Raw genomic sequence first — 24,290 nt, 5'->3', positions numbered from 1 at the left:
TATGGACGATCGGAACCGTCTCCTTTGGCTATTTCTCGGCATCTTTGGCGTGTTGAGCTTGTTGTTGGCGTGGAGCCTGATCTTCCGTGCTGTCTCGACGTTCCAAGCAGGTACGCGTCCCGCTTACACTCCCGACTCGCAACTCGGTGCGCCGCAACTCCCCCCGATCCGTTCTACCGATCCCGCTCGCGGCTCCACGTCGACAGACGCAATCGTCATTGTAGAATTTGCCGACTATACCTGCGCCTACTGCCGAGCGTCGGAACCGGAGCTCGTCGCAATTCTTGCAGCCTATCCCACGGGTATCCGCCACGTTTGGCGCGATATGCCCGTCGCAAGCGACAGACCCGACGCCATCCTCGCCGCCTCCGCCGGACGTTGCGCAAACGACCAAGGCAGATTCTGGGACATGCATGACGCGCTCCTCAAGATGAGCACGATCGATCTCCCATCTCTGCAGGCAAAGGCCACGGAACTGCGCCTCGACGTCTCCTCCTTTAACACGTGCGTTCAGTCCGGCCGCCACATCATCGATATTCAAAACGATATCCAGCTCGCCAAAGACCACGGAATGACCGGAGCCCCAACATTTTTTATTGGCGATGAAAGCCTGACCGGCTACGTCAAAGCAGGAGAATTCCAGTGGGCGATCCTAAAGGCGCGTATTTTTTAAACCTATGCGGTTCCTTCGCATCGCGATCTGCATCACAGCGATCGTTTTGCCGTTGGGCGTACACGCGCAAGTCGGTCCGTGTAGTGGTACAAATACCTGTGCGCCCGGCCAAGTTTGCGTAGGTCCGGAAGGCTCCCGTCTCTGCTATAGAACCTGCAATCCAGCAGCCGCCAGCGGCGCAATCGATGCGTGCCCTGCTGGAGAATCGTGCGGACGCCCAACCGGAATCGGACAAGATGTCTGTGAACTCTCAGCTCCTCCAAGCTCCTCATCGGAATCTACGGAAGAGGCTGTAACAGAGGTACCCTTTGTGCCGATCACCCCACAACTCGGGGTGCCGATTCCTGGTGGCAGCTTAACCCCAGCGTCACAAGAGGGTGGTCTAGTTCGAGTCGCATTTTTAGCAGAGTACATTAATGCCGCGTATCGATATCTTGCGACCATCGCGCTCGTCATCGCGATCGTTATGTGCGTCTACGGAGGCTTCCTCTATCTTGGCGGTTCCGCAGGAATCGGAGAAATCAAAAGAGGGAAAAAAATTATTACGGATGCGATCGTGGGGATGCTCCTCATTTTAGCTTCTTTCGGAATCTTGAACATTATTAATCCGGATACAACAAATCTAAAGGTATTGGAATTAGCATTTGTAAAACGTGTGGAGCTCGATTTTAGACTTCAGGAAAGTTTAGGCTCGCTAGGAGATGAGGAAGCTTATAGATCTGCTTCAGACCTTCCCGCCGGCGGTGAAGCCGGGACTTGGCGAGCGCGAATGTTGGCAGTCTGTGGGTCACGCAACGGCATGTCGCTGTCTTACCCTCAAAAGGTAGAGAAACTAAAAGAAATTGTACGAGTCTGGAAAACGGTTGGCGCAGATGAGGGAGGTGCGATTTATATAAGAGGTGGAGACGCAAGCTGTCGTGGTAATCACGGTCAGGCGAATTACCTACGCGGGCTCCTTGAAGGCTTTGAGGGAAACGTTCGATTGACGAGCCCCTGTAATCAACTCGTTGCATCTAACGACACTCAGTGTTTAAGCGCCTGGAGGGCTGAATACGATCGACTGGTGACCTCAAGGGCAAACACGGCTGGACTCCTTTGCGGAGACTGTGCGACGACTGTACGTGATCTGTACATGTGTTTTGCCGGATCTGAAGGACGCACTCGTGTTATGGGAAATCGGCCTACAAATGTTGGGGGAAATTGTAGACCTCAAGGTCCCTCAGACGAGTCACTCTACGTTTTTCGACTGGAGCGTGATGACTTAGGCGGAACAATTACAGAAGGTCATATCGATGGTGTTATTTCGCGTCTGCGTTTTGGAGATGTTATTTCGTATATCGGTGAAAATGCTGGACACGTTTTCATGTACACGGGCGGCGCAGGACTTGGGTATGAGATGATGGAGATGGGTTCAGGTGGACGCGGGGATATTTCTTCCGGTGGAGGCCGGAGAGCCTCTGAAAATGCAGGCCTGGAGGTTACATTGAGTGGAATGCAGGCATACAGCAGCGCCAGATCATACCTGTCGAATCTTGTATCGTCGTCACGCAATCGTGCTAATCCAAAAATCTGTATTTGGGCATGGCGTCCAATGGGAAACCCTTAGTATCAATTGGTCCATCGGGTTTTTTAATGTAAAATACAAATATGCGCGTCGTTCTCACACTCTTTATTTGCGTCGTAGGACTTTTTACATCCGTAATGCCCGCTGCGGCTCAAGTAGGCCCGTGCGGCGCCGCGGATGCATGCCCCTCCGGACAAATTTGTATCGGAGCTGTAGGTTCTCGTTTTTGCTTTAAGACATGCACTCCGCCCGCAGATATTTTTGGTTCCGCAACGGAATGTAACGCCTCGGAATCGTGCGCAACTCCGGAAGGTTTTAGCCGTAACGTATGCGTCGTCACCACCGGAGCATCAGGCGGTCCGTTTGATCCATCAACAATCGACACACGCTTATCGTGTAACGAATCACGCCCTTGTGCCGGCGACACGACATGTGTCTCTGGTACGTGTCGCCAACCAATGGGAGGTGCCTGTACTAGCGATGCAGACTGTAATGTAGGAATCAGATGTGTTGGCGACAGAATTTCGGGAAGAACCTGCGGTGTTGGACTCCCCTCCTCCTCATCCGATTCCTCGGCAGAAGAGACGCCTGAACCGGAGTTTGTCCCTATCACCCCCCAACTTGGCACCCCAATCCCCGGCTTTACTCCCGAGGCCCCGACGCGTGAAGGCGGCGTCGTGCGTGTCGCGTTTCTCGCCGGCTACATCAACGCTGTCTATCGTTATCTCACCGGCATTATCCTCGTGGTCGCGATCGTGATGGTCGTATACGGAGGCTTTCTTTATCTCGTAGGCTCGGCTGGCGTAGGCAGTATTCAAAACGGAAAACGCATTATCACCGATGCGATCATGGGCATGATTATCACTTTGGCTGCGTTTGCGATTTTAAACACGATCAGTCCCGCAACAACCCAGCTAAAGACGCTAGAACTTGGATATGTTGCGGGAGTAACGTTGGAAGAAGCCGGTGGAGTGGAAGAATTTGGTGAAGCACCGGCAGGTACACCATCCTCCTCGTGCGATGCCCCTCGCCGTTCCAGAAGTGACTCTACCTATGACTCCCTCTTCCAGAGGTATGCCGGTTGCGCCGGCTTGGACTGGCGTATCTTAAAAGCCGTCGCTTACAAGGAGTCTGGTTTCCGAGAATGTGTCACTAATCGCTGGGGTTACACAGGATTGTTTCAAGTCCGTCCGGACACATGCGCTCTGCGCAGTCACGGTCGTGCAGAAGATTGCAATCGTTTGGTCAACCCGGAAATCAACACGGCCGCGGCCTCCGTCGGCCAGTTGCGCCAAGGCGCCTCACTCATTAATCGTCTTTGTCCCGGCCTCACCGATGCGCACCGTTACGTGACGTTGCTCTATTTCGCCCATAACTCCGGAGGTGGAGCGCTGCAATCTGTTGTTCGTCGAGTAGGTTGCAATGCAACAAATGAGCAATACGATGAAGCGGCTACGACATTCTGGGAAGAAAACTCCGCCCGTCGAGGCCGATCTCTCCCGCCCAACCACGACACACGCATGTCGTTTGCGCGCGGGGTGGCAGACACAGCCGTAGGCTATGGCGTGAGCACGCCGACCGTGCCACGATCTGCCTGTCCTGTAACCTGACATGAAACCTCCACAGACATTGTTCACTTGCACAAATTGCGGCGCCCAGTACCAGAAATGGGCCGGGCGCTGTTCAGAATGCGGAAAATGGGGAACAGTCGCAGAAGAGGAGGTTCACGCGTCACGCGTCACGCAACACGCTTCATCAAAGCCAGGTAAAACATCCTCCTTTGTCGACCTCGCCGCCGCAGGAGAAATCCCCCGTAATAAAACCGGCTTATCCGTTTGGGACGAGCTCCTCTCCGGCGGACTTGTCTCCGGATCAGTCACGCTTCTTGGTGGTGAGCCTGGCATCGGTAAATCAACACTCCTCGCCCAGCTTGCACTCTCCGTTGCTGCGCAAGGAAAAACGGTTTTATACGTCACAGGTGAGGAATCCCCTTCGCAAGTTTCATTACGTCTCAAACGTCTTTCTAAAACACTTCCCTCGTCTCTGCTCTTTCTTGATGAGACCTCTGCCGACGTTGTCGCTTCAACCATCTCTGAAACAAAGCCCGGCCTCACCATCGTCGACTCTATTCAGTCGATGCGTGCTCCAGAAGTTCCAGGTGAACCAGGAAACATGTCCCAAGTCCGCGCGAGCGCAGGTTGGATTGCAGAAACGGCTAAAAAATCCGGAGTGCCAGTCATTCTCGTTGGACAAGTAAACAAAGAAGGCGATCTCGCCGGACCGCGTCTACTCGAGCACCTCGTCGACACCGTCATCATGATGGAAGGCGACCGCAGCCACGCGTTTCGCTTGATGCGTGTCACCAAACACCGCTTTGGCACCACGGACGCCTCCGCCCTCCTAACGATGAACGAGTCCGGCCTCTCCGTTGTCGAGGATCCAAGCGCCGCCCTCCTCGCTGACCGCCCAAAACAAGCCCCAGGAACCGTCGTCACGTGCCTTCTCGAAGGCCAGCGCCCGATTCTCGTCGAATTACAGGCTCTCGTAACCCCAGCCGGCTACGGCACTCCCCTTCGCCGCGCCTCCGGTATCGATCTCAATCGACTTAGTTTGCTCCTCGCCGTCATGGGCCGTCGTGCAGGCGTAGGTTTTGGCGATCAAGATGTCTTTGCTAATGCTGTTGGCGGTATCGAGGCAAAAGAAACCGCGGTTGACCTCGCTATTTGTCTGGCCGCTGCTTCGGCCAAACTCGATAAACCTCTTCCGGACGATCTCGCTGTTTGGGGAGAAGTGGGTTTAACCGGTGAAATCCGACCTGTAGCCCGCATGGATATGCGCCTCAAAGAAGCAAAACGCCTCGGCTTCACACGTTTCATTACTCCGGCTGAATGCAAGCATCTGAAAGATGCGATTGCGCTCTATTCCAAGTGAGCCGAGTCCCGCATCCCCTCGACGGCACGTTTCCAAAGCGGATGTTTTGATAAATCTGGATCCGTATCAAGAATTTTCCGAGCTTCATCTCTCGCTTGGGAAATAATTTCACCATCCGTAATTCTGGCGATGGTAAGCGCCTCATGGCCGCTCTGCTGCGTTCCGAGCAATTGTCCGCTTCCACGCAGCTTCAAATCCTCTTCTGCTAATCGGAAGCCATCCTGTACGCGTTCCATCGTCATCAAGCGCTCCAATCCAGGCCCTTCGGTATCCGTCAGCAAGTAACAGGAGCTCGGCAGGCTTGATCTTCCGACACGTCCGCGTAATTGATGAAGCTGTGCCAATCCAAATCGCTCAGCGCCTTCAATAGCGATCACTGTCGCCTGCGGAACGTCCACGCCGACTTCAATCACGCTTGTCGCGATCAAAACATCGACATCGCCATTTTTAAACGCCTCCATCGTTTCTTCTTTTTCTTTTGGTTTCAATCGACCATGCAGCAAACCAAGCTTGATCCCTTCAAGCGGTCCCTTCGATAAGTTCTTCAACGCCTCCGTCACCGATGTAACTCCAAGCGCATCCGAAGGATCAATCAGCGGACAAACAATATACGCTTTCTCTTTACGTCCGATCGCATCACGAATCGCCTGATACGCCTTCTCGCGTTGCTCTCCATGACAAACTTTCGTCGTAATCGGCAAACGTCCGGCTGGCTTTTCGACGATGAGTGAAATATCCAAATCCCCGTACAGAGTCAGCGCCAATGTCCGAGGAATCGGCGTCGCTGTCATCGATAAGAGATGCGGAACATGCCCGTCATCTCGCGAACCGAGTAATAACGCTTCACGCTGCCCTACGCCAAATCGATGCTGTTCATCCACAATCGCCAGAGCCAAATCCTTAGGCAAACGCCCATTCTCAAGCAAGGCATGTGTGCCGACCATCACGATATTCCCCTGCTCCGCCAGCGATTCAATCTGCCCTACCTTCATCGGTTCCTCATTTCTGCCTTGATAGAGTCTCTTTTCCGTTCTCGTCACCAACGCAAATGGAATATTATGCGTTGCAAACAGGCGCTGGAATGTAAGCGCGTGCTGTCTCGCCAAAATATCTGTTGGTGCGAGCAAGACAGCTGAATGTCCCTGTCGATGCACATGCGCAGCCAAAAAGCCGCGACAACCGTTTTTCCTGAACCAACATCGCCTTGGATGAGCCGACGCATCGGCTGATCGCGCTCCATATCCTGCAAAGCCGCCCACACCGATTTCTTCTGGTCTCCGGTCAATGGATACGGCAAACCCTCCACAAATTTCTTGGCAAAAATTTGATCAAAGGTAATCGCGGGCGCACCTGCTTTTGTCGCGCGCTTTCTTTCAGCGCCAAGCGCAAGTTGATAGCCAAGAACTTCATCAAAAGCCAATCGGCGCCGTCCCTGCTCGGCATGCTCACTAGAATTTGGTTCATGGACAGCTCGAACAGCCTCTTGCAGTGACAAAAGTTTTAATCGATCAAGTTCAGCCTTATCAACAGCGTCTTCCGGCCACTCGACATTCTCTAAAACATACTGCATCAAACGTCGATACGTTTTCTGTATCAATGTTCCAGCCAAACCATAAACCGGCGCGACCTTTCCTGCAGCTAATGTTCGGGCTTCTGCTGGTTCCCAAATCTTGCTTACGAGTGTTTTTCCGTAAGGTGCTTTAATTTGAATCTTTCCAGACAAAAAGATTTTTCGACCTGGTTTGAATTCTTCCAAAACCCAAGGCTGATTAAAAAAGTTCGCATTCAACTTTCCGGTCTCGTCCTCAAACATCAGTCTGAAAACGGCAAAACGCTTACGAAAGGTATTGAGCTTGATGCATTTAACAACGGTTCCCTCGAGCGTCACGAAATCGCCATTCTGCGCATTAGCAATCTTAGCGATTTGGGAGAAGTCATCGTATCGGCGTGGAAGTGTCAGCAAGAGATCCCCGATCGTCCGGATACCTAAGCTCTCCCAGGCTTTACGCACCGGGGCTGTCGCTCCTTTAACGAATGAGACGGGTTCCTCCCAGCGCAGCATATGGCATAGAGCATAGAGCATGTGCGATAAATGTTCTATGCCTGATGTTCTATGCTACAATGGCCGATATATGCGATCTTTTCCCTCGGAAGTCGAGGACGCCATGATTTCATCCCAAGACCGCTTTGTCTGGGAAATGCCGGCTTTTGATAAGCATGAGCGCGGAAAAACCTGGTATTTCGGGCTAGCCGTTCTGTCGGTTTTGCTAATCGCTTATGCTGTTTGGACGGCTAATTTCTTGTTCGCTTTTATCATCTTTCTCTCCGCCATCATTATATTGTTGGTCGGCAGCCAAGAGCCTCGCCATATCCTCGTTCAAATCGGCGACAATGGCATCGTTGTAGACGGTAAACTTCACCTGTTTCAGGATATCGGCAACTTTGGCATCGTGTATCAGCCTCCAATGGCCAAAGTCCTCTATATTGAGCCAAAAGCAACCTTGGCCCAGCGCATGCGCTTGGAGCTGATCGACCAAGACCCCGTGGAACTACGCAGCCATTTGCGCCAGTACCTTCAAGAGGATCTGGACTTGCAAGGAGAGCATCTTTCTGATATAATCGGGCGGCTATTAAAGATTTAATGGTTGTTGGCGGCCGTAGCTCAGCTGGATAGAGCGCTTCCCTGCGAAGGAAGAGGTCAAACGTTCGAATCGTTTCGGCCGCACCATAAAAAAGCCACCCGTCGAGGGTGGCTTTTTTTATTCCTATTTCATTTCCTTCGCATCTGCCAGCACTTCCTCGGCGTGCTTGGCTGGCTTCACTTCTTCATACACTTTAGCGATCTTGCCTTTGTCATCGATCAAAAAGCTCACGCGATTTGTACCCATATACTCGCGCCCCATGAACTTTTTCTTGCCCCAGATCTTGTAAGCCTCCACAACCTCCTTCTTTTCATCGGAAAGCAGCGTGAATGGCAAATCGTATTTCTCGACAAACTTGGCGTGTTTCTTGACCGGATCAATGCTAATGCCCCAAACCGTGATCCCCATTTTCTTGAATGATCCGTAGTTATCGCGGATCGTACACGCTTCAACCGTACATCCTGGTGTATCGTCCTTTGGATAGAAATAAATCAGTGTCCACTTCCCTTTCTGGTCTTTCAACGAATGCATCTTTCCTTCCTGATCCGGCAGAGTAAATTCCGGTGCCTTGGTTCCTTGTTTAAGCATATAGTCGATTATATCGCCCTAATCAAAACCCCGCCATCAGGCGGGGTTTTGTACGGCTTAGGCGATGATATCCTCGACCGAAGTCTTGAACACCATGGCGATTCCGATCAAGGTCTTGATTGTCGGGTTCTTGTTGGCGCCGCTCTCAAGCTTGATGATCGTGTTGTAGTTGACCTTGGCTTTCTTGGAAAGCTCGTCACGAGTCAATTCATGCTTGGCGCGAAGACCCTTGATCTTGGCCGCAAGTTTGGAAAGATTATATTTTGGAGTTTTGCTCATATCTAGTCTCGAAATAAAAGAATAACAACTGAACGATGCGTACTATAGCCGTTTGGTAAAAATCGTCAAGCCCCTACCTCGAGTTCGCCTGAATATGGGCACGTGAAAGCGGTCCGAGGATACCGGTAGCCCGTATCCCATGAGTTTTTTGATAGCGTCTGAGAGCCTCGCGGGTTCCAGCTCCAAATCGTGTCGTTTCCTTTCCTTTTGAACCAGGACCGCTTGCAGCCACAAGAAAGCCGTTGGAGTTAAGGAACAGCTGCAATGCCTTCACATCATCACCTAACGAGCCAGTTTTGAGCTCACGAGTAAAACGAAAACCCGGAGAAACCCTTTCCGATAATAAAGTCTTTTGATGTAACTTCTTTAATGTGATTTCAATTCTATTGATATAGACATGGGCAAACGTCGCCGAGATGTCTGCAATACCATCACTATTCAAATCAATGGTACGCGAATCACCGAGAGCAAACGATTGAGTATTAGCCATGGAATTGAAACGGAGAACGACTCGAGGCACATTCAAGTCAACACTGACCAGCTGAATAGCATGTTCTGCTAACGGAGCGTCATCTAAGGTGAAAAGGCCTGTACTACGTATTTTTGCAAGAAAATTAATACCTTGTTCATCAACCTCGCCGATCGTTTGGGTCTTATCTATTTCAACGGTTACATCACGCTTCCCTCTGCCAATGCCTTTAGGCGGTATAAAAGAGCCGCCGCCTCCTGTTGAAGTGGCCTGCCGAGCCTTGAAATAGGCGGTGTATGTTTGCGTTGTGGTGACGTTATAATCCTGTCTTGGGTTATCTGTTCTCCCGTCGCTCCAATGCGAGAATTGATTTAAGGTAAACGGCGTTGCCGTAACAGCGATGGTCGAAGAATTGTAATCGATATATTGAGTAGATGATCCGGATATCACGCCGCCATCTCCAGCAGAATAGGTGACAAAATTTCTAAAGATAGTCACCTCGCCCGAGAGAGATAAATCATTACCTGTAAGTCTTCCGTAAGAAAACGTGCCTGTGGTGGCGGATGCACCCCACGCATACATACGCAATGAAACGCTCGTGACGTTTTGGAGCGTGGGAACATCTGCTGGAGCGGTAGTTGTCGCGGTTCTTCCGTTCGCATCTGTTCCCGTATAAACCTGGGGTGTTCCAAGAATAATCCCGGGCGTGGCAAATTCGTTTAAACTATACTGCCATTGATAGGTGGTCGGACCGGAAAACGTACGCAGATTAGTTTGAAAAAGATTGGTAAGGGTAATGTAATAGCCTGTTTGCGACTGTACATGAAACTGATAGTATTCATCATTTGTTACGGCATTTGTGCTCGTAGCACCCGTTAGGAAGTTCACAGAAGCATACGAGTTACTTGCCAGAGTCGGATCAATTCCGACTCCTCTACTCACCTGAGTGGATAGCAGCTGTGTATTCAAGAATGTTGCTGGAAAAAGCGACTCATTGCCGGACAAGGTGTTCGCATCAAATCCTAAAATGATGTTGGGTGAAACCGTGCCAGATAGCTCAAAATCCGGTCCACTTTCTCTACCAAGAGCAAACGTACCGTTAGAAGATGTAGCACCCCAAGCATACAGTCTCAACGTGAGTATCCTTGCTCCTTGAAGTGGTAGCAATCCGCTTAGAGGAATGGCGGTTTGAGTGACTCCTAAATCATCCGTACCGCTATAAGTGATTTCAGATCCTAAATCAGTTCCAGAAGTGGAAAACTCATCAAGGCTATATTGCCACTGAAACGTCATGGGGCCCTGAGCGCTTCTTCGAATGACATAATTCATCTCGGAAAGGGACATGCGGAAACCGTCTTTAACGGGAATATGTATCTGGATGAAATCATTTTCTTGTATCGCATTCGTTTTTGTGCCTGCGACAAAATAGCCATTTGATGAAAATGCGTTAAGCAGCCCAGATGGGTTCAAACCAGATCCTCTCGTGAGGGTGGCCGATGCAATGGAGGCGTTCAGAGTCGTTGCCCCATGGCTCGCTTGATCTCCAGGCTGTCCGGCCTCTTCAAAAGCCACGATATTCCCAGGTCCAGATTCGCCAATGAATTCTAGATCATTACCCGCAAGTCTCCCAAAAGCAATCGTGCCTGGTGCGCCCGTGGCCCCCCAGGCGTAAAGTCGAAACGTGACGGGAGATCCAGATGGTATGTTTTGCAATGCGGTAACGGATGACAGGTCTATTGGAGTCATGGCAGCACCATTCGTGCCTGTCCCGGTATATGAGCCCTCAGCACCAACATCGGTACCAGTTGTAGCAAAACCGTCCAGACTGTATTGCCACTGATATGCGTTTGGACCAGTACCGCTTCTCCGAAGATTAAAATTGATGGCCTGTAGTGAAAAACTCATGCCGTTGCGAGGCTGTATCGTCACCTGAAAAAATTCATTACTAGAAATTGCATTCGCCTTTAGCCCCCCGACAACAAAAGAGCTGGCTGAAAAGGCATTGCCTAAGGCTGAAGGTGAAATCCCAGCCCCTCTGGAAAGAGTGACCGTCTCAAGATCAACGTCATTGGTTGTCGCATTGAAAGTTGCTTCAGAGCCAAGCAATCCATTTAATTCAAAGCCTGCAACGGTCACAGGCGCAGCCTGCACAATAGTAATATTTGAAAAAAGCACTGCGCAGATAAACATTCCAGGCAAGAGACGTCGAAACAATTGAATGAATACAGGAGAGTCCATAAGTGAATATTAGTCCAATGAGCATATTTTCATAAAACCGCGTCTGTTTGAGACGCGGTTTTATGGCGGAGAGGGAGGGATTCGAACCCTCGCGGCCTTTCGACCCTAGGAGATTAGCAATCTCCCCCCTTCAGCCTCTTGGGTACCTCTCCATGCTGAAGCGGAGCTAGCTTAGATCAAAAATAACTTCTGTTCAAGGCCGTAAAATCGACATAAGTACGGCATTATGTTAACATCCTATCGAACATTGCAGTATGAATGAAACACCGCACTCGACCAAAACGGGACTTATCGTGGCTATTATCTGTCTAGTTATCGCATTTTTTCTTGGAAACCTTTACATTGGATTCCTGGCGATAAGCGCTTTGGGCTATGGGGGCTCGGCCTCCGTCCCATGGTTTATTCTGGCGCTGCTTTATGGGGGGCCGTTTATCATACTCATGATCTTGCTGACGCCGATCATTTTTCTCGCCAAGGGTCAAAACCGAGTCAAGACCATATCAATATATCTTGTTTGTGCATTCCTCATACCAGTAATTATCGTTGGACGGATTTTCTTGAGTCAATTTTTCATGCAACAATCTTCCGAGCGCGCGGTTCGCGGATTACCCGCTATCCGCGAAATAATGGAGGGTAAATGGAAGACAAATTTTGCTGGTACTCAGCTAACCTTTGATCTCAAGAATGTGGAAGCATCCGATCATCAAATGAGTATGGTTTTATACCGTGGTCTCGATGAACAGTTCTACACCACCGGGACCGTCGGTCTCAGCCCGCTTCCTAACGGCACATACACGATTTCATTTGCAACAGCACTGAACAGTAGACGGCCGGAAAAGTTCAGATATTGGGGAGTTATCGACAGTGCTTCCAAGGATAGACTGGTGTTTAAGCTTCATGAGTACGGATATTATCAAGGAGAGATGTCGATTGACGCCGAGTCGAGCAAGCAGCTCGTTCTGATAAGAGCTGAATAACATTCGACAAAAGGCCTCTGATGACGTATTTTATCCCCGCTAGACCAATGGAGAGGTGGCTGAGTGGTCTAAAGCAGCAGACTTGAAATCTGCCGTACCCAAAAGGTACCGTGAGTTCGAATCTCACCCTCTCCGCCATACAAAAGCGACCCACAAGGGTCGCTTTTGCGGAAATAACCGCTTTCCGTGATACTCTCCACTACGTCTATGGAAATCAATATCGCTACCCAAAGAATTCTCCTTCTCAGAGACCAGATTACTCCGGAGATCGCCAAAGAACGCGCTTGGCAGAAAAAGGTGACGGCTTTTGATGCGTTCAGCAAAGTCACGAGTCTTTTAAGTAAGCCAAAGGATGAAGACTTCACTCTCGTTTATAGCGAACATCGCTATGAGCCTTTTTGGCATGTCGTAACCAATGCCCGTTACGAATATCTCCGTTCCGCCAATTACCAAATCCAGACAAGCGGCAAAGAAGTGAAAAGCGTCACGGTTCACGATGTGGAATACGATGTTCAAAATGGTCATATCCATGTTCCCGTCACCGAGCATTGTCTGCAAGAAGAGCATGAAGATCTTATTGTCGATGGAATTACGGCCAAACCATCTGCAGAACTTCAAAAATATATCTCGATGACACCGTTCGAAGTCACGGGTCAGTTAAAAGATGAAGTCGAGGAAGGCGCTATTCTTGTTCCGCCTCAAGCGCGAGTTTCGGCTATCATGCGTGACTCGCTCTCCAAAATGATCAAAGGCATCCACGCCGACAAGATTCTGGCGGAAGAAGTAGAAGTCGCCCGCGTCGATCTCTACTATCGCCCTGTCTACGCCTTCAAATACGCCTGGGCATCCAAACAAAAAGAAGCCATCTTGGAAGTCGATGGCTTAACCGGAGAAATCCGTACAGGTAGCCGTGTCTTCAAAGAATACATGGGTAAAATTCTGGATCAGAACTTCCTCTTTGATGTCGGCGCCGATGCGGTTGGCATGTTTGTTCCGGGTGGAAGCATCGCCGTCAAAGTCGCTAAAAAGTACATGGACACTCGAAAACAATAAGTTAAAGTTTAGAATAGTCTGTATGGATAATCACTCAACAATAAAAAAATTAGAAAATCTCGATGAGCTAAAAGAGCTTGTTGCTGTTTTTACGCTTGCATTTGAGTCTGAATACAGCACGTCAGACTCGTATCTATCCTCAATGCTCCAAAACAGTGCTTGTGTGATCATGGGAGCGGTCGTAGAGGCGCGTATTGTCGGTGGATTAGTCGCTTTTGCAATGACACCGATTCACGGGACAAAGGAGATGTATATCTACGACATTGCTGTACATCCTGAGTTTCAAAAGCGAGGACTAGGCGCACAGCTTATGGAAGCATTGAAGCAAGAAGCACGAGGACGCGGTGTGGAGACGATTTTTGTCGAGGCTGAGTCTGAAGACGAGGGCGCGGTCGCCTTTTACCGTGCAATAGGAGGCAAAGAAGTTGCGGTTAATCATTTTAATTTCAACGTATGAAAACATACACCAACAAAACGCAACCAACAGCCATTAGTCCTGAAACGTTTTTGAAAGAAAACCTCAAGGGAAAAGAAAAAAAGCATCGTGAAGCACTTGCATTGATTGACCTATACACAAAAGTCACAGGCTCGCCCTGTGTAATGTGGAACAAGATATTTGGCTTTGGAAAATATCACTACCTAGATAGCAAAGGCGGTGAACATACCCATCTCATCACGGGCTTCACAAGCTCATCGGCCGGCTTTACTTTATACAATATGATTGGCTGGGAGAATGGCAAAAAAGACATGGAAAATCTCGGCAAGTACAAATTCTCTGGCAAATCATGTCTTGCGATAAAAAGCATTGAGGATATAGATCTCAAAGTACTTAGGGCTGTTATAAAGCGCTCTTACGCTGAGATGAAGAAACGGTATAAAACTGAAAAGTAATTAACTATAATATACATACTATGACAAACAAGAACGTCGTGACATGGTTTGAGATCTCTGTCGATAACATGGATCGAGCTAAAAAATTTTATGAGACAGTAATCGGTAAAGAGCTTCATAAGATGCCTGTGCCAGAAGAAATGGGGATGACGATGTATGCCTTCCCATGGACTGATGATGGCGAGGGTGCAGCCGGAGCATTGGTAAAAAACAATCAAAGCAAACCAGGGGGCACTGGAACCATGGTCTATTTCTATTCGGAAGACTGTAGTGAGCTCGACCGTGTTGAAGCCGCAGGCGGCAAGGTGCTTATGGCAAAAGTGCCGGTAGAAGGCTTTGGTTTCTTCGGTTTCTTTTCTGATACAGAAGGCAATACTGTAGGGTTCTTCTCAAAAAAATAAACGGTTGGCCCTCCCCATTAATACCCTATTCGCAGGCTGTTGTTTTCAACAGAATCCTAGACTATCATTTTATGAAATACTCTTCAGAAATCGTTATCGACCGGCCAATGAGCAAGGTGATTGAGTTATTTGATAACCAAGACAACTTAAAGAGTGGATGGAGGGGCTTATCAGTTTGAGCCAATAAGCGGTGAGCCTGGCCAGGTAGGTGCAAAATCACGTCTAAAGTTCAAGACGGACAGAGGTGAGATGGAGATGATTGAAACAGTGACCGTGAGAAATCTTCCAAAAGAATTACGGGTACGTATGAGGCAAAGGGGGTATTCAATATTGTAAAAAATATTTTTATACCCATTTCCGAGACAAAAACAAAGTATATCACGGAACAGGAGTTCCAATTTCAGGGATTTATGAAAATTATTGGCTTCTTGATGCCAGGAGCATTTAAAAAACAATCCATGAAATATTTGGTAGCGTTTAAGGAATTCGTAGAGAGGACAGCGTAGCTCTGAAATAAAAATCCGCTCAATATGCGGATTTTTATTTCAACCACCCAAAGCAAAAGCAAATCCCTCGATCTTTTCTGCCCCAGCGTTACGCAAAGCCTTGGCACATTCCCCCATTGTCGCTCCGCTTGTAACAATGTCATCGATTAGTAGGATATTCCGACTCACCTGCTCGATACACTCAATCGAATTCAGAAGATTTCCCTTACGCAGTTCTATATCATGTAAATTTGCATTCGCTTCAGTCTTGCGATTGCGCCTCATGAGTTTCATGACCTTCGCTTGTGGTATGAGCTCATCACGCACGATCATCGCCAGATGTTCCGTATGGTCAAACCCGCGCTCCAAAATGTGCTTCTCATCCGTTGGTGTTGGAACAATCGTCCAATCCCCTTCGATTCTGAAAGCTGTCTGATCTCTCCAGCGTCTGACAAGTTCGCGTAGCGTCGGTTCAAAGCATCTTGCGGATCGATATTTATAATTCGTCATCAATTTTCTAAGGACCGGATGCGCATAAGATCCGATAATCTTTAATCGATCAATTCCTTCAACGTGAGGCGCCACTACGGCAAAATCGATCGATTCGAGACAATCATCACAACACCAAAACCCGCCTGTACCACAACCGATACAGACGGGCGGAAATAAGCTATCGAGTATCTTATTCGCCAGCGCGGATACCCATGTCGATGACAACCCAGGCATTGCCATTGCGTTTAAACGTCAGATCGATACCATTCTGCGTAACAACATTTGCTTTCCCAGCATCCTCAACCGTCGTTTGCGCCTGAACAGTCACGGAAGCTTGGGTTGCGGTCAAAATTGGCGGCGGGCTGTTGATCTCGGCCGAGAGAGCTTGAACTGTTTGGCCCCAGGAATTTCCAAAGCTTGGATGATCACGACGCAAGCCAATACGCGTCGCTTCCAGCTTTAATGCCATCGCCGGATCAACGCTAGCCTGGAGCACGCGCAACGCATCAAATCCATCAGCATTTGAATAGGTATTCAAGCGAGCTGCCATATCAAGCGACGTGCGCTTCAAGGCTTCCTGCGCCTGACGCTCCCGCTCAGCGGCTGACGTTGCATCAACCGTTCCTGTCGACGTCGTTGGCTGCGGCAAGGCAGGCGTCGGATTAAACGGCTTCTCAGCTTGATTCTGTGTCGATCCAGGCGGCTGAGGTGCTAAACCTCCCGGAAGAACCGGTCGCAAGATGAACCAGACAACGGCAATAACGCCGGCAAGAGCGGCGATGACGAGCAAGATAAGTAGAATGCGATTTCTCATAGATTAAATTCTAGACTCCAGGGTTTTGTGATTCTTCAAACTCCTTCTTGGCGGCCTCGATCTTGAGCAGTTGCTGCGGATTCGTTGTAACGATCTGGTCCTCCGTGTAAGAAGCAACGATCTGAATAGCGGCATGCTTGGCTCCGGCAAAGAAAATACCCTCACCAACGCCAGACTCAAGCAAAAGATATTTTTCCGACTGCGTCAGCAAGAATGTTCTGGCAACAAGGTCGATGGCAGCCGGCGATTGCTTTAACAAAAGCTGCATCGAGCTGTTGGTTACAATCGCCTGTCCGTAAGGTGAAGTCAAAAAGTCATTCACATCCTGTGTAATTGTCGTGATTCCCAAGAAGTACTTACGGCAGCGTTTCACGAGAGCAAAGATAAACTTGGCAGAATCTTCCGACTGCATCAGCCACCAAGCCTCATCAATAATCAAAATGCGCTTCTTACGTTCCGATCGCACCACATTCCAAATGTAGTTGATAATCGTATAGATCGACATGGATCGCAATTCATCTTCAAGATCACGCACCGAGAAAACCACGAGCTGATTATTCATCTGCACGGTGGTCGGCGAGTTCAAAAGACCGGAGAATGTGCCCTCCGTAAACTTTTTAAGTTTGACAATCAACTCGGCCGTCCCCTCCATGCCTTCAAGAATACTCTGGAAGTCCTGCAAAATTGGCGGCTCGACCGATGAGAGATCAGCGCCCGGCATGATGTCCTTCTTGGCGTACGTTTCAAGCAATGCTCGGTCCAAGATCGAGTCTTCTGTCGTCGTAACCTTGCCCAACATCAAGCGCAGCAAGCCTTTGATCGTAATAACAGCACTTCGGATAATATCCTCGACAGCAAACGCTTCTCCTGTCGGTCTCGGCAAATCAAATGGATTGATCTTGGAGCGCGAGGCCAAAGAAATGTTGATATACGTTCCTCCGACGGCATCGGACAAATGCTTATATTCCGATTCTGGATCGATAACGATAACATCCACGCCAAGCATCAACGATCGGATGATCTCGAGCTTAACCGCATACGATTTACCGGCACCAGAAGTAGCAAAGACAATCGCATTCGCGTTCTGAAGCGAGAAACGGTCAAAAATGATGAGCGAGTTATTATGGCGATTCACGCCATACAAAATACCGTTATCGCTCGTAAGCTCCGCCGATGTAAACGGAAAAGACGACGCAATCGGCGAGGTGCTCATGTTAAAGGTGATCTGTAACTCATCGTTTCCAACCGGCAATGTCGAGTTGAAGCCTTGTTCAGCCTGGAAATACGATCGACGCGTATAAATCAACATCGCAGCAAATGTGCTTTCTACACTTGATGTTACACGCTCCAGCTCATCCTTATCTTTTGAATAGAACGTGCAATAAAACGCAAATTGGAAAAAGTGCTCAATACCCTGCGTCAAATCATCACGCAGCTGCTCGATATCGCGCAAAGCCGTCTCATTGATCGGATCGCGAGGCTTTCCGGACTCGGCATCAGAAGAAATCTGCGCTTCAAGGACACCGACTTTACGCTTGAGCTGCTTCAAAACGATATCCGCTTTAATCGGATAAAAGAACATCGCGATATCCAACTGTGCCGACAAGTTAATAATCGGCGAGGCCCATCCAACCGTCACATAACGCGGATACGTGACGACGAACAGCGTACGGCAATAAACATCGCCCAGACGCACAAATGACGGTTCAACGACCATTGATGCTGGCGCAATCAAATCTTTGATCGATGCAACACCCTTACGATAAATACGCTCTTCCTCAAGAGCGATTTTTTGTTCTTCTGTGGCCTTGGCGCGTTCTTCCTTATTTGGGCCTTTTTGCAAGCCAACACCGCCCTTCGTGATCTGCGAAGGGTCAAAGCCTGGTTTTTGTTCCGGTGTAAAGGCCATATTATTCGAGTTGGAGTTTACTGATATCGCTCATGCGCTGCGTTTCAAACAATTCCGGATTATAAACGGTATACAGCATCTCGATTAAACTCTGCGTATCAAGCTGCACGGCATTAAGCGACATACTCGCCAATCTGCCGATAATTTGATTCACACGCAAGCTGAGATCGAACTGCAATTTTTGAAAACGTTCCTCTGTAAGTTTTCCAACAATGGTTGGCGAAAAAATTTCTGCTAAACGCTGGGCAAATCCCTTCTGCACCGTCCCCTTGTCCGTAGCCGGGTTCAACGGAACAACCACGTAAAATCGCTTCTGCATGATATCACCAAGCTTTACGAGCTGAACAACGAAATCTTTATAGTCATGAATTTGGCGCTTTAAAAGATCGCTGGTTAATACTTTCTCGCTCTCATCCAACTGGCGCATGTAATTATCGATATTCATTCGACGCGACTGGATGACGACCTGAATCGGATAATCCAATCCATTCAAAAACTGCATATAGGCTTGCACGATGGCATTTTGTTCATCAACAGACTTCAACGAAAAGTTGATGCTGGAAACAAGCAAAATGGAACGTAATGTTCCATCGCGCATAATGACAATATTGTCGCGGATCTCTGCGACATCGAGGAAACGTTGTGATGGTACTCCGGGTTTAGGTCCGGCTAGTTTTGCGCTTTGCATATCAGGACTGATCTTCATCAGGATTGTACACCCCGCCCGTATTTACGGTGAGAGCCAAATCCCTTAAACGTGTCGATTCCGGACGACTCTTGGTAACGGAGGCCGTGATCGCTTCCACCTTAGGCGCCATAATCGCCAAAACTTTCAACTCGGCATCATTCAACGCTTTATGCCATACCCGAAGCCTAGGCCGAGACATGGTTTGCAGGACATTCACGAAAAACAAATGGAATGGTTGGCCATTAATCTTCAAGAATCCAAACACGCCGACAAAAGCTGCAGTCAAAATCGCCAAGATGATGAAAAATGGCAAAGTAAAAATACGATACTCGATAAATATCGCAAATGTACCACCTAGAGACAGCAAAAATTGTCTGACCGTAATCGGGCCGAGAATTTTATCTTCGTTATCGATAAATTGAGGTACAACGAATTTCTCTGGCATTTGATGTAATTATAGCACAATGCTTGTCATTCCTGCGAAGGCAGGAATCCAGCCTTAACAAATCCGAGCATTTATTCAATCTCACTCAGCTGGATCCCCGTTTTCACGGGGATGACAACTAAAATTGAATCCTGGCATTCAGCGCAATAATCGCTCCCAATTCCTCTGCTGTTGGTAGATTTGGATCAATTTTACGCTTCTCCTCTACGAGTTGTGCAACCGGCTTAGCCGTTGAGAAACTTTCAGTTACTAAACGCAGATACTGTTGCTGTAATGGCGATGATCTCCAAGCGGCAACGCCATCCGTCCAGCGTTCAAAGTTCTCGCGCTTTAGGGTTTCCAGCTTCTGATAAATCTTCTCAGCCGCCTGCTCTGGCGTCTTGGCTTGTCTACGGAATGTTTCAATATCCATCGACTTTAATTCATCACCAAGTCCAGAAAGACGCATCGGAGGCACGATATCAATCATGGAAGGCTTCGCTTGCACTGAAACCTGACCACTATCCACTAAAACCTGCCCCTGCATCGCTGCCCGCAACTGCTCAACGGCTATATCTCCCTTCGCACCAGCAACTTTCTGCTTGTACCAAGCCGCATGCTCCTCGCTCTCACGCTGTTTTCGTTCATCAATCTTCTTACGCTGTTCATCCTGCATGCTCTCGATCCTCTTTCTCTGCTCTTCATCGATTGCAGAATGCTGGGTCTGATACGTAGACTCGATAATAGCAGCAACCCGCGCCGCAACGTCCGGAGCCAGACCCACGCCGCCAACATGCGTCTCGCGTTCCAGCATGGCTCTTGTTTGCATGGCATTTCTCACGTCGCGTAGACGCGTAGACACAACATTCCTCAAGCGTTTGGCTGTATATTCATCCAACTTCAAATCACCGATCTGCGCCATCCCACTATCGATAGCCGCTTCCAAAACAGGATCCGTGCTTACGGCTGGTTTTGGCATACCTGCACCACTCAATTCGTCGCCTGATGATTTCTGTTTTGCGCTCGCAGCCTCCGCCTCCTCTGCATTCGACTGCTGCTGAAAGTTTCGATACCACTCGGCATATTCCTGCTCTGACATGACCTGCGTTGTCGCCAAAAACGTTTCCATTTCTGCAATAAACGCTTGTGCTTGTTGAGGAGCGAATCCCAAACCTCCCTCCGACTGCTGCCTTTGCAAAATCTCAAGCGCTTGTTCCTTTGATCTCACGCCTTTAATAACCGAGACCATGACGTCACGAATCTTTCTAACGATCTCCTCATTCAACAAGCTAATCTTTGCTGTCGATGCAATACGTCGCACAGCCGCGCCATACGATACCGGACGCAAAGAAACGCGCACGGCACCCTGAATTTCTCCAATCGGAACCCCGAGTTCGAGTAAACGCGCCTCGACATCCCAAGTAACCAAATCCGCTAAAGGTAATACAACCCAGCGCAAAACCACGCGCTCGACTTCTTCCGGTTTTCTATCCCCTGCAACGATCTTTAATTTTGCTTCAAACTCGCCGCGTGAACTTTTCTTGAACAGCAGATCCCAAACCGCATCCATCAAGCGGTCCCAGGCATCATTATCGTAAGCCAATCGCGTCTGAGCTGCGTCTTCAGCTGTTCCAGAAGAGGGACCGAGCAGGTACTCCTGAACGGCATCCGGCGCGGCATTAAAGCCTTCCAGCCATTCATCATGAGTCATAGATGATTATGTATTTCCGCTAGCTCGATCGCGACCTGGGCGATAGGCATTGAGAATGCGTGAGTTGATGTTCTTGCGATTGATATCAATTTCCTTAGAAACAGCATCTGAAAATGCAACAACTTCCTTCTGTGCTTCCGTCATCTTATCTTTAGCGACATTCTGAAGTATGTCGTCCGCACGTTTCTTAGCGGTTTCTAATGTTTTCACCAAGGAATCTCGAATCTGTGGTGTCAGTTTATCGATATTTCTTACAAATGAAGTATTGATCTTTCCTGAAACGTCCCTAAGGCCAGTCGAGAACGACTCGATAATATCCGATTGCATCGTGTCTGAAATACCTTGTTGATCAATCTGCGCGAGAATTCTACTAACGGGTTTCAATGTCTCATTTGCCTTGATTGAGTCACCGGTATTCAGCGCAGCGATACCAGATTCCGCTCCATTGAAAACTTGATACTGGATAGTCTGAATAGGCAGAGTATCGACATCGCTACTCTTTGCTTTAGCTAGATAGTCCGTCAGCGTGCCATTGTTTGAGATAAATGAATCGGCAAGCTTTGCATTTGCAATATTGTTTTGCGGTATAACATCACGAGGCACAGTATCACCTGAGCTTTTACGGGCTGCTGTTGCTGATTCAAGATCTGCAAGGGACTTTGTATAGTTTTTTGTTTGAACACGTGTTCCAGCTTTCAAATTACCAGACGAATCCTTCTGCCACTCTCCATTTTCTCTGGCTACACTGAATGATTGAATCATGCCATCTGCTGAATTCTTGCGATGCTGTAACTGTGTGGCTTCTGATGTTTTAAGCCCTGGTGAATTAACAACAAACGTCTCATGTGCCTCCAAGCCTTCAAGAAGCGACTTATTGCCAGACTTCTGAACAGATTCCTTCAAACGGTCATAAGCAGCCGTGTCTTTGATGGCGAGCTCCCCTGCTGCATTGGTTTCCCATCCATGCTTCTGCATGAATCCAGTTAAGAGATCTCCACTCATCGCATCCTGTTTATTAATATCCTTGTACTTCTCTGGATCGGTAGCGAGCTTATCAATCTGCGACTGGCGGTCTTTATCGGAAGCCATGTATGGATTGATACGAATCGCCTTCTCAAGATCTTCGACCTTGTCCAAGTCGCCAAGTCCGCGTGCCAACTCGATCTGATTTTGAATAAAGCCCATCTGTTCGCGATAAGCATCCTTCTCAGCCAAAACCTTGCTGCCATTCTTCGCCTCAGCTTCCGACATACCGGAGGCCTTCAAGCGGTCAACATAGCTCTCTTCATTTTTCTTGATCTCGCGATCGCGAATCTTGTCGGTGGCCAAAATCTCGGCGACTTTCATCGAGCCGGATCTAGCTCCAAGAGTACGGAACGCGCTTCCGCTCATACTGTAAGTCTTTCCGACCATCTTCTGTTCTTGATCAGTACCAAACTTGGCAACATTTCCAACCAATTTGGCTTCCTGAGCAGCCTGAGCAGCAGCTTCTTCTCTTCGCATCGTAAGACCGCGCGCCAACGTCGGACGTACAGCGGACCCGACACCTGGAACACGTCCAACGGTCTTAAGACCAAGCGCTGAAGCACGTCTCGTGACATCAAAGCGTTGATCAACAGCTCGCGCTCCTGCACGAGCTCCATACCCAGCCGCCAAAAACGGCGCCAACGCACCCAATCGACCCAGCGACGTACCTGCGCTCTTCGCCTTACTAGCAAAAGCGCCCAACGTACTGCTGATTTGTCCGGATGTTTTCACGGCCTGATCCAAGCCCATCATCAACAAGGTGATACCGACAACGAACGACGCGATCGACTGCGCATTACCGATAGAAGTCAAAAAAACTTGCACGGGTCCCTCAACTTCAAAGTCCAAAACCTGAGAAAGTCCTTGTCCTGCTGCTCCAGAGTTCGCCTGCTGAACAATGGCGAGCGTAAGCCACAAAAAGAAAGCAATAATCGGTCCTCCGCTCAACAAGCTGCCCAATCGACCCCAATAATCGCTCGCAATACTGCCGAGACCCTTTGCCAAACGTCCTGGAACCGCCGTAACAAAGAAAGCAAGAGGTGAAAAAATAAGTGCGATCCAAAGGCCGACAATACGGAAAATAAGGAATCTCGTCAGAAGACTGACAACCGAGATCATGATGCCAAGCATGAAAATCGCCAGCATGTACGAGATGATGATATTTGCCATGTTTGCCGTGCCTGCTGGAACTGATGTGTCGAGCTGCATGATCGTCGTCAATCCGAGAGCATTAACAAAGTTACCGCTCGCCGAAGCGGCAAACGCATTTACAAACGTGAGCATCACGACCTGCGAAAAATCAATCAGCAGCTGGATGAGCGTTTTTGAAAAGTTGATCAACACAGCCATCGCCAGAAGCCTTGGTAATACCTTGGTGTAATGCAAATCACTCTGTGCTTGATCGATGATCGTCGCAAAAGCGGAAACCAAAAGGACGATGATGAAAAACATGTTGCAGATGTCTCTCACGATCGGCCAACCAACTTGTACCGGAGCCGCGCTCGCGAATGCATTGTATTTTGCGAAGGCGAGAAGAATGGACAAAATCAATGTAACAAGCTTGCCAAGTAGTTCAACAATAAGCCCAAGAACCAGTGTCATGCCGCTACAGATAAACCCTAAAAATGGACCAAATACACCGCTGCCGGTACAAGCATCGCTCGTACTTACAGCCGATGAAGAAGCAGCAGCCTCGCTCGCCATCCGAATCGCTGCACTGTCACTTGGTCTTGCTTCAGAACCGATTAATGCAGCAGCGGCATCTGCGGCTCGACCCCCGTCTTGCGCATGCGCGGTGGGCGCAAACATCGTTAAGAGATTTGTACCGATCAGAAAAAACAGCAAACTAACAACAAGAGGCTTTTTCCAAGCGGCCAATGAACGCAAAGACATAAATCGCTAACAGTATAACATAGAACATTAAGCACAGAACATGCCCGGGTGAAGTGTATTTACCCCCAGAGGCTGGATGCTCCATGCTCTTTGCTCTCTGTCATAAATTGTGTTAATCTCAAAAACGATTTTGCTTTCTACA

22 protein-coding genes and 3 tRNA genes are annotated in these 24,290 nt (G+C 48.8%); 12 read left to right on the top strand and 13 right to left on the bottom strand.

Annotation, left to right across the window (positions count from 1 at the left end; translation table 11 throughout):
* Position 1 precedes the first annotated feature (1 nt).
* Genes IPH19_00700 through radA form a run of 4 tightly spaced genes read left to right on the top strand, consistent with a single transcriptional unit; the run spans position 2 to position 5,168 of the window.
* Entirely contained in the window at positions 2-673 is a 672-nt protein-coding gene (locus tag IPH19_00700; GenBank protein ID QQR60970.1) for a DsbA family protein, read from the top strand.
* Positions 674-677: 4 nt separating this feature from the next.
* Positions 678-2,279 carry a hypothetical protein gene (locus tag IPH19_00695; GenBank protein QQR60969.1) on the top strand — a complete coding sequence of 534 codons (1,602 nt, stop codon included), beginning with the start codon at positions 678-680 and terminating at the stop codon, positions 2,277-2,279.
* Positions 2,280-2,320: 41 nt separating this feature from the next.
* On the top strand, positions 2,321-3,847 hold the full coding sequence (locus IPH19_00690; protein QQR60968.1) for a transglycosylase SLT domain-containing protein: 1,527 nt from the start codon (positions 2,321-2,323) through the stop codon (positions 3,845-3,847).
* 1 nt (position 3,848) lies between these two features.
* On the top strand, positions 3,849-5,168 hold the full coding sequence (gene radA, locus IPH19_00685) for a DNA repair protein RadA (protein ID QQR60967.1): 1,320 nt from the start codon (positions 3,849-3,851) through the stop codon (positions 5,166-5,168).
* On the opposite strand, the gene IPH19_00680 is transcribed toward radA, so the two are convergent.
* Together IPH19_00680 and IPH19_00675 are read right to left on the bottom strand one after the other, a co-directional pair.
* The gene (locus IPH19_00680) at positions 5,156-6,295 is read right to left on the bottom strand and encodes a hypothetical protein (GenBank protein ID QQR60966.1); all 1,140 of its coding nucleotides are present in this window, start codon (positions 6,293-6,295) and stop codon (positions 5,156-5,158) included. The two genes, radA and IPH19_00680, sit on opposite strands and share 13 nt — an antisense overlap.
* Positions 6,205-7,230 (bottom strand): hypothetical protein, encoded by a 1,026-nt coding sequence (locus IPH19_00675; GenBank protein QQR60965.1) that lies wholly within the window; start codon positions 7,228-7,230, stop codon positions 6,205-6,207. The genes IPH19_00680 and IPH19_00675 overlap by 91 nt, the downstream gene beginning before the upstream one ends.
* 70 nt (positions 7,231-7,300) lie before the next feature.
* Here IPH19_00675 and IPH19_00670 point away from each other — a divergent pair, with 70 nt between their 5' ends.
* Both IPH19_00670 and IPH19_00665 read left to right on the top strand, forming a co-directional pair.
* A complete protein-coding gene (locus tag IPH19_00670; protein ID QQR60964.1) occupies positions 7,301-7,810 on the top strand; it encodes a hypothetical protein in 510 nt (169 codons plus the stop codon).
* Between the two features lie 9 nt (positions 7,811-7,819).
* Positions 7,820-7,896, top strand: a tRNA-Arg gene (locus IPH19_00665).
* Between the two features lie 37 nt (positions 7,897-7,933).
* Here the strand turns inward: IPH19_00665 and bcp are convergent.
* The 4 genes from bcp to IPH19_00645 all read right to left on the bottom strand — a co-directional run bounded on the left by bcp (position 7,934) and on the right by IPH19_00645 (position 11,536).
* Positions 7,934-8,398, bottom strand: coding sequence for a thioredoxin-dependent thiol peroxidase (bcp, locus tag IPH19_00660; GenBank protein QQR60963.1), 465 nt, complete (start codon positions 8,396-8,398; stop codon positions 7,934-7,936).
* 57 nt (positions 8,399-8,455) lie between these two features.
* A complete protein-coding gene (locus IPH19_00655; protein ID QQR60962.1) occupies positions 8,456-8,677 on the bottom strand; it encodes a helix-turn-helix domain-containing protein in 222 nt (73 codons plus the stop codon).
* Positions 8,678-8,750: 73 nt separating this feature from the next.
* Positions 8,751-11,384, bottom strand: a complete 2,634-nt coding sequence (locus tag IPH19_00650) for a peptidoglycan-binding protein (protein QQR60961.1) — start codon at positions 11,382-11,384, stop codon at positions 8,751-8,753.
* Between the two features lie 63 nt (positions 11,385-11,447).
* Positions 11,448-11,536, bottom strand: a tRNA-Ser gene (locus IPH19_00645).
* Positions 11,537-11,638: 102 nt separating this feature from the next.
* On the opposite strand from IPH19_00645, the gene IPH19_00640 reads away from it, so the two are divergent.
* The 6 genes from IPH19_00640 to IPH19_00615 all read left to right on the top strand — a co-directional run bounded on the left by IPH19_00640 (position 11,639) and on the right by IPH19_00615 (position 14,706).
* A complete protein-coding gene (locus IPH19_00640; GenBank protein ID QQR60960.1) occupies positions 11,639-12,361 on the top strand; it encodes a hypothetical protein in 723 nt (240 codons plus the stop codon).
* Between the two features lie 49 nt (positions 12,362-12,410).
* Positions 12,411-12,499: transfer RNA gene (locus IPH19_00635), tRNA-Ser, on the top strand.
* Between the two features lie 69 nt (positions 12,500-12,568).
* Positions 12,569-13,414 (top strand): hypothetical protein, encoded by an 846-nt coding sequence (locus tag IPH19_00630; protein ID QQR60959.1) that lies wholly within the window; start codon positions 12,569-12,571, stop codon positions 13,412-13,414.
* A gap of 22 nt (positions 13,415-13,436) precedes the next feature.
* On the top strand, positions 13,437-13,871 hold the full coding sequence (locus tag IPH19_00625) for a GNAT family N-acetyltransferase (protein ID QQR60958.1): 435 nt from the start codon (positions 13,437-13,439) through the stop codon (positions 13,869-13,871).
* Complete coding sequence (locus IPH19_00620) at positions 13,868-14,305, top strand: DUF1801 domain-containing protein (protein ID QQR60957.1); 438 nt, start codon at positions 13,868-13,870, stop codon at positions 14,303-14,305. Before IPH19_00625 ends, IPH19_00620 begins: the two co-directional genes overlap by 4 nt.
* Positions 14,306-14,325: 20 nt before the next feature.
* Positions 14,326-14,706, top strand: coding sequence for a VOC family protein (locus IPH19_00615; GenBank protein QQR60956.1), 381 nt, complete (start codon positions 14,326-14,328; stop codon positions 14,704-14,706).
* 545 nt (positions 14,707-15,251) lie between these two features.
* Here the strand turns inward: IPH19_00615 and IPH19_00610 are convergent.
* The 7 genes from IPH19_00610 to IPH19_00580 form a co-directional block, all read right to left on the bottom strand.
* Positions 15,252-15,923, bottom strand: a complete 672-nt coding sequence (locus IPH19_00610; GenBank protein QQR60955.1) for a ComF family protein — start codon at positions 15,921-15,923, stop codon at positions 15,252-15,254.
* Positions 15,874-16,497 (bottom strand): hypothetical protein, encoded by a 624-nt coding sequence (locus IPH19_00605; GenBank protein QQR60954.1) that lies wholly within the window; start codon positions 16,495-16,497, stop codon positions 15,874-15,876. Before IPH19_00605 ends, IPH19_00610 begins: the two co-directional genes overlap by 50 nt.
* A gap of 10 nt (positions 16,498-16,507) precedes the next feature.
* Positions 16,508-18,406, bottom strand: a complete 1,899-nt coding sequence (locus tag IPH19_00600; protein QQR60953.1) for an ATP-binding protein — start codon at positions 18,404-18,406, stop codon at positions 16,508-16,510.
* Position 18,407: 1 nt separating this feature from the next.
* Entirely contained in the window at positions 18,408-19,094 is a 687-nt protein-coding gene (locus IPH19_00595) for a hypothetical protein (GenBank protein QQR60952.1), read from the bottom strand.
* Position 19,095: 1 nt separating this feature from the next.
* Positions 19,096-19,539 (bottom strand): PrgI family protein, encoded by a 444-nt coding sequence (locus IPH19_00590; protein QQR60951.1) that lies wholly within the window; start codon positions 19,537-19,539, stop codon positions 19,096-19,098.
* Positions 19,540-19,657: 118 nt separating this feature from the next.
* Positions 19,658-21,229 carry a hypothetical protein gene (locus IPH19_00585; GenBank protein ID QQR60950.1) on the bottom strand — a complete coding sequence of 524 codons (1,572 nt, stop codon included), beginning with the start codon at positions 21,227-21,229 and terminating at the stop codon, positions 19,658-19,660.
* Between the two features lie 6 nt (positions 21,230-21,235).
* Positions 21,236-24,148 (bottom strand): hypothetical protein, encoded by a 2,913-nt coding sequence (locus tag IPH19_00580; protein QQR60949.1) that lies wholly within the window; start codon positions 24,146-24,148, stop codon positions 21,236-21,238.
* Positions 24,149-24,290: the final 142 nt, after the last annotated feature.

This window comes from Candidatus Uhrbacteria bacterium (assembly GCA_016699205.1).
Lineage (GTDB): Bacteria > Patescibacteriota > Patescibacteriia > 2-12-FULL-60-25 > 2-12-FULL-60-25 > CAIXDN01.
This window is presented reverse-complemented; position numbering and strand designations above follow the sequence as displayed.